The 12,662-nt window shown below is 74.7% G+C and carries 9 protein-coding genes; 4 read left to right on the plus strand and 5 right to left on the minus strand.

Annotated features, from left to right (window positions below):
* The first annotated feature begins 2 nt into the window (after window positions 1–2).
* The 3 genes from EMA09_RS21345 to glgP all read left to right on the plus strand — a co-directional run bounded on the left by EMA09_RS21345 (window position 3) and on the right by glgP (window position 4,809).
* A complete protein-coding gene (locus EMA09_RS21345; RefSeq protein WP_129842597.1) occupies window positions 3–1,049 on the plus strand; it encodes an ABC transporter ATP-binding protein in 1,047 nt (348 codons plus the stop codon).
* Window positions 1,046–2,113 carry an oligopeptide/dipeptide ABC transporter ATP-binding protein gene (locus EMA09_RS21350; RefSeq protein ID WP_129842598.1) on the plus strand — a complete coding sequence of 356 codons (1,068 nt, stop codon included), beginning with the start codon at window positions 1,046–1,048 and terminating at the stop codon, window positions 2,111–2,113. The genes EMA09_RS21345 and EMA09_RS21350 overlap by 4 nt, the downstream gene beginning before the upstream one ends.
* Before the next feature lie 104 nt (window positions 2,114–2,217).
* The gene (gene glgP / locus EMA09_RS21355; RefSeq protein WP_129842599.1) at window positions 2,218–4,809 is read left to right on the plus strand and encodes an alpha-glucan family phosphorylase; all 2,592 of its coding nucleotides are present in this window, start codon (window positions 2,218–2,220) and stop codon (window positions 4,807–4,809) included.
* 33 nt (window positions 4,810–4,842) lie between these two features.
* Here glgP and EMA09_RS21360 read toward each other — a convergent pair whose 3' ends face one another.
* The gene (locus tag EMA09_RS21360; protein WP_129842600.1) at window positions 4,843–6,726 is read right to left on the minus strand and encodes an ABC transporter ATP-binding protein; all 1,884 of its coding nucleotides are present in this window, start codon (window positions 6,724–6,726) and stop codon (window positions 4,843–4,845) included.
* On the minus strand, window positions 6,723–8,621 hold the full coding sequence (locus EMA09_RS21365; RefSeq protein WP_129842601.1) for an ABC transporter ATP-binding protein: 1,899 nt from the start codon (window positions 8,619–8,621) through the stop codon (window positions 6,723–6,725). The genes EMA09_RS21360 and EMA09_RS21365 overlap by 4 nt, the downstream gene beginning before the upstream one ends.
* A 139-nt stretch (window positions 8,622–8,760) precedes the next feature.
* On the opposite strand from EMA09_RS21365, the gene EMA09_RS21370 reads away from it, so the two are divergent.
* Complete coding sequence (locus EMA09_RS21370; protein WP_168220776.1) at window positions 8,761–9,078, plus strand: hypothetical protein; 318 nt, start codon at window positions 8,761–8,763, stop codon at window positions 9,076–9,078.
* Between the two features lie 20 nt (window positions 9,079–9,098).
* Here EMA09_RS21370 and EMA09_RS21375 read toward each other — a convergent pair whose 3' ends face one another.
* The 3 genes from EMA09_RS21375 to EMA09_RS21385 form a co-directional block, all read right to left on the minus strand.
* Window positions 9,099–9,545 carry an ATP-binding protein gene (locus EMA09_RS21375; protein ID WP_240796502.1) on the minus strand — a complete coding sequence of 149 codons (447 nt, stop codon included), beginning with the start codon at window positions 9,543–9,545 and terminating at the stop codon, window positions 9,099–9,101.
* 144 nt (window positions 9,546–9,689) lie between these two features.
* On the minus strand, window positions 9,690–10,925 hold the full coding sequence (locus EMA09_RS21380; RefSeq protein WP_129842603.1) for an MFS transporter: 1,236 nt from the start codon (window positions 10,923–10,925) through the stop codon (window positions 9,690–9,692).
* Between the two features lie 397 nt (window positions 10,926–11,322).
* On the minus strand, window positions 11,323–12,513 hold the full coding sequence (locus EMA09_RS21385) for an Ig-like domain-containing protein (protein WP_240796503.1): 1,191 nt from the start codon (window positions 12,511–12,513) through the stop codon (window positions 11,323–11,325).
* Window positions 12,514–12,662: the final 149 nt, after the last annotated feature.

A 12,662-nucleotide genomic window follows, 5' to 3' on the forward strand; every position in this document is an offset into this window, starting at 1 on the left:
CCATGCCCCTGCTCACCGTGGACGACCTCTCGGTCACGTTCGCCGGCCGGGGCGGTCCCGCGACGGCCGCCGTCTCGGGCGTCTCCTTCAGCATCGGTCCCGGCGAGGTCGTCGGCCTGGTCGGCGAGTCCGGCTGCGGCAAGAGCGTCACGTCGCTCGCCCTCATGGGCCTGCTGCCGAAACGCGGCGTCACGGTCGGCGGCACCGCGTACTACACGGGCGGCGCGGCACCCGGCGAGCAGGGCGTCGACCTGCTGGCACTGCGGCCGTCCGCCCTGCGCGACCTGCGCGGCAGCCGGCTCGCGATGATCTTCCAGGACCCGCTGTCGTCCCTCAACCCGGTCGTCCCCATCGGCGTGCAGGTCACCGAGATCCTCACCCGCCACCGCGGGCTGCGCGGCGGGGCCGCCCGTGCCGAGGCCGCACGGCTGCTGGACCGCGTCGGCATCCCCGACCCGACGCGCCGCCTCAAGGAGTACCCGCACCAGCTCTCCGGCGGCATGCGGCAGCGCGCCCTGATCGCCATGGCCGTCGCCTGCGCGCCGCGCCTGCTGATCGCCGACGAGCCGACGACCGCCCTCGACGTCACCATCCAGGCGCAGATCCTCGAACTCCTCCGCGAACTCGTCGACGACCAGGGCACCGCGCTCCTCATGATCACGCACGACCTCGGCATCGTCGCCGGGCTGTGCGACCGGGTGAACGTCCTGTACGCCGGCAAGGCCGTCGAGTCCGCCGACCGCCGCCGCCTCTTCGCCGACCCGGCGCACCCCTACACCCACGGCCTGCTGGACTCCATCCCCCGGCTCGACGCCCCCCGCGGCGACCCCCTGCGCCCGATCCGGGGATCGGTCAACGACCGCGTGGCCTGGCGCGACGGCTGCGCGTTCGCCCCGCGCTGCGACTTCGCCGCCGACGACTGCCTGGACGGCACGCCCCCGCTGACCGAACGTCCCCGCGCCGGCGCGGGCGCCCCGGCCGGCGGCCACCACGTCCGGTGCGTCCATCCGGTGCGCAACTCCGCCGACGCCACGGAGGACTCCCGATGAGCCTGCTCGAACTCGACGACGTCAAGGTCCACTTCCCCGTGCGGCGCGGCGCGTTCTTCGACCGCACCGTCGGCCACGTCCGCGCCGTCGACGGCGTCTCCCTCGGCGTCGAGGCGGGCCGCACCTACGGCCTGGTCGGCGAGTCGGGCTGCGGCAAGACGACGCTCGGCCGCGCCGTCCTGCGGCTGACCGACATCACGTCGGGCCGCGTCGTCTTCGACGGCACCGACCTCGCCGCCCTGCCCGCCGAGGAGATGCGCCGCACGCGCCGCCGCCTCCAGATGGTCTTCCAGGACCCGCTCGGCAGCCTCGACCCGCGCCAGAACATCGAATCGCTCCTGGCCGAGGGCATGGCGGCCCACGGCATCGGCACCGACCGGGCCGGACGCCGCGCCCGCAGCGCCGAGATCCTGGACCGCGTGGGCCTGCCCGCGGGCGCCCTGTCGCGCTACCCCCACGAGTTCTCCGGCGGCCAGCGGCAGCGCATCGGCATCGCGCGCGCCCTCGTCCTCGAACCCGACCTCATCATCTGCGACGAGCCGGTCTCCGCCCTCGACGTCTCCATCCAGGCGCAGGTCCTGAACCTCCTGGAGGACCTCCAGCGCTCCCTGAACCTCACCTACCTCGTCATCGCCCACGACCTCGCCGTCGTCCGCCACATCTCCGACCGCGTCGGCGTCATGTACCTGGGCACGCTCGTGGAGGAGGCGCCGAGCGACACGCTGTACGCCGCGCCGCGCCACCCGTACACCCGCGCCCTCATGTCCGCCGTGCCCGTGCCCGACCCGGACCTGGAGGACGCCAGGGAACGCATCCTTCTGCGCGGCGACCTCCCCTCACCGGCCGATCCGCCCGCCGGCTGCCGCTTCCACACCCGCTGCCCGTGGCGGCAGCCCGAGCGCTGCGCCACCGAACGCCCCGCGCTGACCGAGACGGCCCCCGGCCACCGGGTGGCCTGCCACTTCGCCGACGAGATCGCCGCCGGCACCGTCCGGCCCGTGCGCGACCTCGCCCCCCGTCTCCTCGGCGGCGACGCCCCGGCGGACGGGGAAGCGGCCCCCTGACCGCGCGCCGGCGGTGGTCCCGCTGAGTGGTTTACCGCCCGATTCCAGCCCATTCGGCCCGGAACGCCCGCACACCCACCCCGCCCCCGCTACGGTCGGGGACCGTGAAGGCCATTCGTCGCTTCTCCGTTCGCCCCGTCCTGCCCGAACCCCTGCGACCCCTCCAGGAACTGGCGCTGAACCTCCGCTGGTCCTGGCACCCCGAGACCCGTGAGCTGCTGCGCGCCGTCGATCCCGACGCCTGGCAGAGCGCCGGCGAGGACCCCGTACGGCTCCTCGGCACCGTCACCGCCGACCGGCTGGCGGCCCTCGCCGCGGACCGCGGCTTCCTGCGCCGCCTCGGCGTGGCCGTCGGCGACCTGCGCGACTACCTCACCGAACCCCGCTGGTACCAGCGGGCCGACTCCCGCGCCGGCGGCGACCTGCCGCGCGCCATCGCCTACTTCTCACCCGAGTTCGGCATCACGGCCGCCCTCCCGCAGTACTCCGGCGGCCTCGGCATCCTCGCCGGCGACCACCTCAAGGCCGCCAGCGACCTCGGCGCGCCCGTCATCGGCGTCGGCCTCCTCTACCGCCACGGCTACTTCCGCCAGAGTCTTTCCCCCGACGGCTGGCAGCAGGAGCACTACCCCGTCATCGACCCCCACGAACTGCCGCTCACCCCCCTCACCGAGGCCGACGGCAGCCCCGCCGCCGTCACCCTGGCCCTCCCCGCCGGCCGCACCCTCACCGCGCGGATCTGGCAGGTCCGCGTCGGCCGCGTCCCCCTGCTCCTCCTCGACTCCGCCGTAGCCGAGAACGCGCCCGCCGAACGCGACGTGACCGACCGCCTCTACGGCGGCGGCAGCGAGCACCGGCTGCTCCAGGAGATGCTGCTCGGCATCGGCGGCATGCGCGCGGTGCGGGCGTTCAGCCGGATCACCGGCCACGCGGCGCCCGAGGTGTTCCACATGAACGAGGGCCACGCGGGCTTCCTCGGCTTCGAGCGGATCCGCGAGCTGGGCGAGGCCGGCGTCGCGTTCCCCGCCGCCCTGCGCGCCGTCCGCGCCGGCACCGTCTTCACCACCCACACGCCCGTTCCCGCTGGCATCGACCGGTTCGACGAGGAACTGGTCGCCCGCCACTTCGGCGACGGCGCCGAACTCGCCGGGCTCGACACCGCCGAGCTACTCGCCCTCGGCCGCGAACCCGCCTCGCTCACCCGCGAGGGCGAGACACCGCAGTTCAACATGGCCGTCCTCGGCCTGCGCACCGCGCAGCGCGCCAACGGCGTCTCCGCCCTCCACGGCACGGTCAGCCGCGGCATGTTCGCCGGCCTGTGGCCCGGCTTCGACGCCGAGGAGGCCCCCATCGGGTCCGTCACCAACGGCGTGCACGCGCCCACCTGGACGGCGGACGCCGCGCAGCGTGCCCAGGAGACCACCCGCACCGACGCCGAACTGTGGGAACTCCGCCGCACCCTGCGCGAACAGCTCGTCCACGACGTACGCGCCCGCCTGCGCGCCTCCTGGCGCCAGCGCGGCGCCGGGCAGGCCGAACTCGGCTGGATCGACGACGTCCTCGACCCGGACGTCCTCACGATCGGCTTCGCCCGCCGCGTCCCGTCCTACAAGCGCCTCACCCTCATGCTGCAGGACCCGCGGCGCCTCACCTCGCTCCTCCTCCACCCCACCCGCCCCGTGCAGATCGTCGTCGCCGGCAAGGCACACCCCGCCGACGAGGGCGGCAAGCGCCTCATCCAGGAACTGGTCCGCTTCGCCGACGACCCCGCGATCCGCCACCGCATCGTCTTCCTGCCCGACTACGGCATGGCGATGGCGCGCGCCCTGTACGCCGGCTGCGACGTGTGGCTCAACAACCCGCTGCGCCCCCTGGAGGCGTGCGGCACCTCCGGCATGAAGGCCGCGCTCAACGGCTGTCTCAACCTCTCGGTCCGTGACGGCTGGTGGGACGAGTGGTTCGACCCGGACTTCGGCTGGGAGATCCCCACCGCCGACGGCCTGGCCGCGGCCGAACCGGAACGCCGCGACGCCATCGAGGCCGCCGCCCTCTACACACTGCTGGAGGAGCAGGTCGCGCCGCGGTTCTACGACCGCACCGGCGGCCGGTCCGGACTCCCCGACCGGTGGCTGGAGATGGTCCGCGCCACCCTGGAGCGGCTCGCCCCCCGCGTCCTGGCGGAACGCATGCTGCGCGAGTACATCACCGGCTACTACGCCCCCGCGTCCGTCGCGCACCGCGCGCTGACGCCGGAGGCGGCGGCGGACCTGGCGGCGTTCGCCGACCGGGTGGCCGGGCAGTGGCCCGGGGTCGCCGTCGACCATGTCGAGACCGGCGGCGAGGCGACCACCCTCGGCGCGTCCGTCCCGCTGCGGGTCCGCGTCACCCTGGGCGACCTCGGCCCGTCCGACGTGGAGGTGCAGGCCGTCGTCGGCCGGGTCGGCGGCGACGACACGCTCACCGACCCGGTGCCCGTGCCCCTGAAGCCGGAGGGCGGCCCGGACCTGTCGGGCCGCTGGACGTACACCGGCGACATCACCCTGCACCGGGCCGGGCCGTTCGGCTGCACGGTGCGCGTCCTGCCCACCCATCCGCTGCTGGCGGCGCGCGCCGAGCTGGGGCTCGTCGCCCTGCCGCCCGCCGAGCGGGCCGAGCACCCCGACCGCGCCGACACCCGGACGGTCACGCTGCGCTGACCGGGGTGCCGGCGCGCGCCGGCCGTGCCGTGGTCAGGCCAGGCTGTCCCGCCACGCGCGGTGCAGGTCGGAGAACCGGCCGGTGCCCGCGATCAGATCGGCGGGCGCGCCGTCCTCCACGACACGGCCGGCCTCCATCACCAGCACCCGGTCGGCGATCGAGACGGTGGACAGGCGGTGCGCGATCAGCACCGCCGTCCTGCCGCGCAGCACCGTCTCCATGGCGTCCTGCACGGCCTTCTCGCCCGGGATGTCGAGCGACGACGTCGCCTCGTCCAGGATCACCACGGCCGGGTCGGCCAGCAGCACCCGGGCGAACGCCACGAGCTGCCGCTGCCCCGCCGAGATCCGGCCGCCGCGCTTGCGGACGTCCGTGTCGTAGCCGTCGGGCAGGGAGGCGATGAAGTCGTGCGCGCCGATGGCCCGCGCGGCCGCCTCGATCTCCTCGCGGCTCGCGTCCGGCCGGCCGAGGGCGATGTTCTCCGCGACGGTGCCGGTGAAGAGGAACGCCTCCTGCGTCACCATCACGACGCCGCGCCGCAGTTCGGCGGTGGAGAGGTCGCGCAGGTCCGTGCCGTCGAGCAGGACGCGGCCCTCGGTCGGGTCGTAGAACCGGGCCAGGAGCTTCACCAGCGTGGACTTGCCCGCGCCCGTCGCCCCGACGAGGGCCGTCGTCTCTCCCGCGGGCAGCCGCAGCCGGAACGCGGGCAGCACCTCGCCGCCCGTCCGGTACGCGAACCGCACGTCGTCGAAGACGACCTCGCGGCCCGGCGTGCCGCCGGCGCGCGGCGGCAGCTCCACCGGCCGCTCGGGCTCGGGCACGTCGGGCCGCTGGGCGAGCAGGCCGGCGATCTTGTCGAGCGAGGCGACGGCGGACTGGTAGTTGTTCAGGATCATCGCGAACTGGTCCAGCGGGTCGAACAGCCGCCGGATGTACAGCGCGCCCGCGGCCAGCACGCCGAGCGCCAGATCGCCCGCCGCGACCCGCTGCGCGCTCCACAGGACGATCGCGGCGATCGTGAGGGCGGCGATGGACCGGGAGATGGTGACGAACCGGGCCATCTCCAGGATCGTGCTGCCGTTGATCCGCTCGTGGGCGCGGTTCAGCCGCTCGAACTCCGCGTCGTTCGCCCGCTCCCGCCGGAACGCCTGCACCGGCCGGATGCCGCCGACCGTCTCGGTGAACTTCACGATCACGGCGGCGATCGCCGTGGACTTGGCGCTGAACCGCCGCGCCGACCGGCGCCGGTAGCTGCGCACCACGAGGTAGAGCGGCACGAACGACGCGATCGCGGCGACGCCGAGCCCGAGGTCCAGGTAGAACAGCAGGCCGCCGATGTACACGACGGACACGATGATCATCAGGAGTTCCTGGAGGCCCTCGTTCAGCAGCTCCCGCAGGGACTGCACGTCGCTCGTGGCGCGCGAGATGAGGCGGCCCGACGTGTAGCGGTCGTGGAAGTCGAGGCTGAGGGCCTGGGCGTGCCGGTAGATCCTGCCGCGCAGGTCGAGCAGCACGCCCTGGTTGATGCGGGCGGCGGCACGGATGAAGACGGCCTGCAGCCCGCCCCCGGCGACGGCGCACAGCAGGTAGGCGACAGCGACGGCGATGAGCGGACCGTTGTTGTCCTCGCGCAGGGCGGGGACGGCAGTGTCGATGGCGTAGGCGACGAGCAGGGGTGCCGCCTGCACCGCCGCCTGCTGGGACAGCAGCAGGAGGGCAGCCACCACCATGCGGCCGCGGTACGGGCGCAGAAGTGAACCGAGGAGCCGCCGGGAGGCGCCCTTCGGGGTGGGCAGCGTGTCCTGGTCGAACGCGTCGGGGGGCGGCGCGACCGGGACCGCCGCCGCGGCGTCGCCGTCCTCCCCGGGCCGCCGGGCCGGGTGCCCGTGGTCGTCCTCGACGGTGGTCGTCATCGGGCGGACACCTCCGGAAGCTCGTCGCGCGGGTCGTACGGGTCACGCGGGTCGAACGAGTCGAACGGGTCGTACGGGCCCTGCGGATCGTGCGGTGCTCCGCCGGCCGGGGGATCGGGCGGCAGCGGCGCGCCCGTCATGAGGTGGCGGTACTCGGCGCTGTCGCGCAGCAGTTCCGCGTGGGTGCCGACGGCGGCGATCCGGCCGCCGGACAGCAGCGCCACACGGTCGGCGAGCTGCACCGTGGACGGCCGGTGGGCCACGACGAGCGCGGTCGTCGTGGCCAGCACGTCGCGCAGCGCCGCCTCGACGCGCGCCTCGGTGTGCACGTCCAGCGCGGAGAGCGGGTCGTCCAGGACGAGGAACCGGGGTCGGCCCACGACGGCGCGGGCCAGCGCGAGGCGCTGCCGCTGGCCGCCGGACAGGCTGAGGCCCTGCTCGCCGACCTCGGTGGCGTCCCCGTGCGGGAGGGCGGCGACGAACCCGTCGGCCTGCGCGACCCGCAGGGCGCGCGCCACGTCGTCGTCGGCCGGGGTGTCGCCGCCCATCGCGACGTTCTCGCGGACCGTGGCGGAGAACAGCGTCGGCTCCTCGAAGGCCACGGCGACCTGGGCGCGCACCTCCTCGCGCGGCAGCGTCGCGGTGTCCACGCCGTCCAGCGTGATGCGGCCGGCCGTCACCTCGTGGAGCCGGGGCACGAGGCCGATGAGCGTCGTCTTGCCGCTGCCGGTCCCGCCGACCAGGGCCATCGTCTCGCCGGGCCGCACATGCAGGTCGACGCCGTCGAGCACGGGCGGGCTGTCCTGCGGGGCGTCCGCGTACCGGAAGACGACGCCCGTGAGGCGCAGGCCGTCCGGCCTGGCCTCGCCGGAGGGCTCCTCCGGGTCGTCGGCGGGCAGCGGGGTGTCCATCACCTCGAAGTAGCGGTCGGTGGCGGTGGCCGCCTCGTTGCACAGCGCGAGGAGGAAGCCCATCGACTCCACGGGCCAGCGCAGCGCCATCGCGGTCGTCATGAACGCCACCAGCGTGCCGGCGGTCAGGTCGCCGTCGGCCACCTCGGTGACACCGAGGATCAGCGCGGCGCCGAGGAACAGCTCCGGAACCGCCATGATCATGAACCAGATGCCGGCCAGCAGGCGCGCCTTGTACAGCTCGGTGTCCCGCAGCCGCCCGGACAGCGCGCGGAACGCCCTGGCCTGGCTGCGGTGCCGGCCGAAGCCCTTGATGACGCGGATGCCGAGGATCGACTCCTCGATCACGGTCGTCAGGTCGCCCGTCTGGTCCTGCGCGCGCCGCGCGACACCGCTGAACCGGCGCTCGAACCGCGCGCACAGCAGGATCAGCGGCACCACCGGCAGCACCAGGACGAGTCCGAGGATCCAGTCCTGCGCGATCAGCACGCCGAAGCCGATGAGGATCGTCGTGCTGTTCACGATGAGGAAGGTGAGGCCGAACGCGAGGAACATCCGCAGCAGTTGCAGGTCGCCCGTCGCGCGGGACAGGAGCTGCCCGGTGGGCCACCGGTCGTGGAAGGCGACCGGGAGCCGCTGCAGGTGCCGGTAGATGTCCGATCTGAGGTCCGCCTCGACCCGGGCCAGCGGGCGCGCGATGAGGAACCGCCGCAGCCCGAACAGCAGGGCCTCCGCCAGCCCGATCCCGACGAGCAGCGCGCCGCCGAGCCACACGCCGGCCGTGTCGCCGTCTTCGACCGGACCGTCCACGATCCACTTCAGGACCAGCGGGATGATCAGGCCGAGGCAGGAGGCGACGACGGTGACCGTGGCGGCGCCGAAGACGCGCGCGCGGACGGGCCGCACATAGGGCCACAGCCGGAGGAGGGAGCGGACGGCGGAGCGTTTTCGGGCAGGGCTGGGGGAGGGGGCTGAGGCAGACATCGGATCGAGAGTACGTACCCGGTCCGGCGCTGCACACGGGTTTTCGCCCCGGGCGTCCTGGTTCCTTGGTCCTCGTCCGCGCGTCCCGGGCCGCCGGGACCCGGCGCCGCTGTCAGTGGTGGTGCCTACGCTGGACCCCATGAGTCAGCCGCGACAGCGAAGTGAGCTGCGGGACCTGCAGGCAGCCCTGCGGACCGCGTCCGACATCGCGTTCGACCAGGAGGCGCCCGCCGGGGAGCAGGCCGATGTCCTGGTCGACGCGCTGCGCCGTGCCCTGGCGGCCGCGCAGAGCCTGGCCGACGGGCCGGGCGGCACCGGCTGCCGCGAGCACCCGCGCGGCGCCGTCGATCCGCTGTGGGGGGACAAGGAGGACCCGCTGCCCCCCGGCTGGGGCAAGTGCCTGCTGTGCAACGACCGGCGCCGCCGCGCCGGCCGGGGACTCGCCGCGCGCCGCTGAGCCCCGCGCCGGGCGGGCCGTCAGCGGACCGGTACGCGCATCTCGAACCAGGTGGACTTCCCGTCCGGCAGCAGGTCGACGCCCCAGCGGTCGGACAGCTCGTTCACCAGGAAGAGCCCCCGGCCGGTGATGTCCAGCTCGCGCACCGGCAGCAGGCAGGGCAGCGCGCGCGAGGGGTCCGTCAGCTCGACGCGGAGCCAGCCCCTGCGGCGGCGGACGCGCAGGCCGAGCGAGCCGGCGCCGGCGTGCCGCACGGCGTTGGCGACCAGTTCGGAGACGAGCAGGACGGCGTGGTCCGTCAGCTCGGGGGCGAGCCGCCACCGGGTCACCAGCAGGCGCCGTACGAGCTGCCGGGCGTACCGGGCCGATTCGGGCAGTGAGGGCAGCGTCACCTCGCCCGTCGAGGGGTCCTCCTCGGTTCGTGCCGCTTCACCCATGACTTCCCGTGTGTCCGCCGACGCCGTCATGCCCCCCATCATGGCGCGCATATGCCGCGCGCGTGGGCCGTTCCGGGACAACGCCCCCGACCGGCGGCGACGGGTGGCGGGGGCGCGTACGACACGCGGCATATGCGCGCCCGCGCACCCCCCCGGGGGGCGCCCGGCGGCGGTTCAGTGTTTCCCCCGCGCCGGCGCCGTCCGGTCCCCGCCGGCCGCCGCGACGTCGTCGCGCGTCGCAGCCCGGTCCAGCAGGGCCGGGACGAGCGCGGTCAGCATGAGGGACGAGGCCAGGGCGAATGCCCAGGGGTAGCCGGTCAGATCGGCCACCGCGCCGAAGCCGACCGCGCCGATGCCCATCCCCGCGTCGTAGGCGACGTTCCACAGGGCGCTCACCGTTCCGTACGCGGGGGCCGTGACGCGGGAGTACATCAGCGTGATGGTCGCGCTCTGGGTGATCCCGAAGCCGACGCCGAACACCGCCGCGCCCAGGACGACCGCGGCGGGGACGCCCGTGAGGGCGGTGACGAGGATGCCGGCGGCGGAGACGACCACCCCCGGCACGAGCAGCCCGGGTGCTCCGTGCCGGTCCGCGTGCCGGCCGGCGAACCAGCGGGACGCGGTCGCGGCGGCCGGCTGCACGAAGAGGGCCGCGGCGACCACGCCCGTGTCGTCCGGCGCCACGGCCAGCGGCAGGAAGGTGGCGACGATCCCCGCGCCCACCGCCGTCACCGCGAACACGGCCGTGAGGCGGCCGAGCGCCCCGGAGCGCGCCCCGGCGAGGACACCCGGGGACGGCCCCGAAGCCGCCTCCCTGCCGGGCAGGCCCGGGACGGCGGCGATGGCGACCAGCGAGGCGAGCGCCGCCGCCGTGCAGACCGGCCCGTACCCCGTGTGTGCCGCGAGCCAGGTTCCGAGCGGAAGGCACACCAGCGACGGCACTCCGGCCATGACGCCGATCAGGGCCAGCCCCTCCCCGCGGCGTTCGGGCGGGATGAGCGAGGCCGTCAGAGCACCGCCCGCCACCAGCGTGAACGCGAAGCCGATGCCGCGGACGACGCACACCGCCACGATCCACGCCACGCTCCGCGACACGGGCAGGACGAGCGCGGGCGCGCCCAGCAGCAGGAGTCCGGCTCCCAGCATCAGGCGGTAGCCACAGAGCGCGGCCAGCCAGGGGGCCGCCAGCTCGCCGGCCACCGTGGCCAGCATCAGCGAGCCGGTGACCAGCCCCGCTGTGCCGCTGCCCCGCCCCGGCGCGTCCTGCGCGTACGCCGGGACGACCGACAGCAGCAGGAAGAAGCTCGCCGAGGACCCGACGACCGTCACGAAGCGCAGCGCCAGGGGACGGGTCACCAGCCGCGGCCGCGCCCCTGCGGCCGGCTCTCCAGGACCAGTGGTCGATGCCATGCGGAGCAACCTAGAACACTGTCCCGGCCGAAGCCTCCGCGTTTCCGCCCCGGCCGGAGCCGCGCCCTCGGGGGCGTACCGCCGGGACACGGTCCGGCACTGTGGGAGCCATGACGGCGGAAGCGGCGACACCGTGCGCGCGCACAATCCTCGGTGAGGTGGCGTGCCGTTACCGGGCGGACGAGGTACGTCCGGAGGACCTGCCGATGATCGCCGCCGAGGCGCTCGCGGCGGGGCTGGACACCCCGGCACTGTGCGAACTCGCCAGCCTGCCCCGCAGCGCGGACGTCCGCGACGTGCGCGACGCGTTCGAGCAGGCGCTCGCCGAGTGCGGGCTCGGGCTGCCGGTGCCGTCCGTCCGCCTGCGCCCGGCCCCGGGGGGCCGAGCGCGGAAGCGTCACTGGCCGGCGCCCCAGTCGTCCCAGTCCATGTTCCATCCGTTCAGACCGTTGTCGGGAGCGATCACGTCGTCATCGGAGTTGATCACCTCGACGACGTCCCCGATCATCGACTGCGCGAAGAACCAGGCGGCCGGGGCGTCCGGGTCGCCGCCCCCGCGCACATCGCGCAGGCCCACGCAGCCGTGGCTGACGTTCTGCTCGCCGAACGTGGAACCGCTCGCCCAGTAGTTGCCGTGGATGAACGTCCCCGAGGTGGACAGCCGCATCGCGTGCGGCACGTCCGGGATGTCGTACTCGCCGGCGAACCCGACCGTCGCGCCGTCCATCCGGGTCTCCGTCAGCATCTCGCTGATGACCATCCGGCCGTTCCACGTCGGGGTGCCGGCCGCCCCCGTCGTGACCGGCAGCGTGCGCACCGTCTCACCGTCGCGCACGACCTCCATCGTGAGCGTGTCCGCGTCGACCGTGCTGATCTGCGCGCGCCCCACGGTGAAGGTGATCTCCTCGTCCTGGGTGCCGTACCGGCCGGGCGCGCCCTCGACGCCGCGCAGCCCGAACGCGACGGACACCTCGGTGCCGGGCGCCCAGTAGTCCTCGGGCCGGAAGTCGAGCCGCTGATCGCCGAACCAGTGCCCCCGCACCTCGACGGGCGGGTCGGTCGTGACGGCGATCGCGTCCCGCACGGCCGCCGTCTCCTCCACCGGTTCGTCGAAGACGACCGACAGGACCATGCCGACGCCGACCTCGGCGCCGTCGGCGATGTTCCAGGCGCCGGTGAACGTCTCGTCGGCCGCGACGGTCGTGAACGCGGCGCTCGCCTCGGCGGCGCGGCCGTCGGCGTTCTCGCCGGCCGCGGCGACGGTGTAGCGGGTGTCGTTCGCCAGGTGCCCCGACGGCGCCCAGGCGGTCGCGTCCTCGGTGAGGGCGCCGGGGACCTCCTCGCCGCCGGGGTCGGTGACCGTGACGCGCGTCAGCGTGCCGTCCTCGGCGGACACGGCCAGCGCGCCGGAGGTCGCCACGTCCTCGGCGCCGTCCCCCGGCTCGATGGCTATCCGCACGTCGGGGGCGGCCGAATGCTCGGCGGCCACCTCCTCCGTCGCCCCGTTCTCCCCGCTGCACGCGGTGAGTGCGAGCAGTCCCAGCAGCGCCGCGATGACGCCCGCGCCCCGCCCCGGCTTCCTCAGCACGTCCGGTTCTCTCCCCTCGCGCACGGCGTGTCACGCCGACGCCCCGCCGATCTTCGGCGTCACACAATCACACTGATGCGCGAGGGAAACCGGGCGAGGAGGCCGATCATTGTCACCGTTCCGCTGCAGTTCCGGCGGGCGCGGGGGCG

This window comes from Streptomyces sp. RFCAC02, assembly GCF_004193175.1.
Classification (GTDB): domain Bacteria; phylum Actinomycetota; class Actinomycetes; order Streptomycetales; family Streptomycetaceae; genus Streptomyces.

Bases quoted from the DNA above. Each gene is read 5' to 3' on its own strand.
- EMA09_RS21345 (WP_129842597.1), top strand. From the start codon at position 3: ATGCCCCTGCTCACCGTGGACGACCTCTCGGTCACGTTCGCCGGCCGG.
- EMA09_RS21350 (WP_129842598.1), top strand. From the start codon at position 1,046: ATGAGCCTGCTCGAACTCGACGACGTCAAGGTCCACTTCCCCGTGCGG.
- EMA09_RS21360 (WP_129842600.1), bottom strand. From the start codon at position 6,726: ATGACGACCACCGTCGAGGACGACCACGGGCACCCGGCCCGGCGGCCC.
- EMA09_RS21365 (WP_129842601.1), bottom strand. From the start codon at position 8,621: ATGTCTGCCTCAGCCCCCTCCCCCAGCCCTGCCCGAAAACGCTCCGCC.
- EMA09_RS21370 (WP_168220776.1), top strand. From the start codon at position 8,761: ATGAGTCAGCCGCGACAGCGAAGTGAGCTGCGGGACCTGCAGGCAGCC.
- EMA09_RS21375 (WP_240796502.1), bottom strand. From the start codon at position 9,545: ATGACGGCGTCGGCGGACACACGGGAAGTCATGGGTGAAGCGGCACGA.
- EMA09_RS21380 (WP_129842603.1), bottom strand. From the start codon at position 10,925: ATGGCATCGACCACTGGTCCTGGAGAGCCGGCCGCAGGGGCGCGGCCG.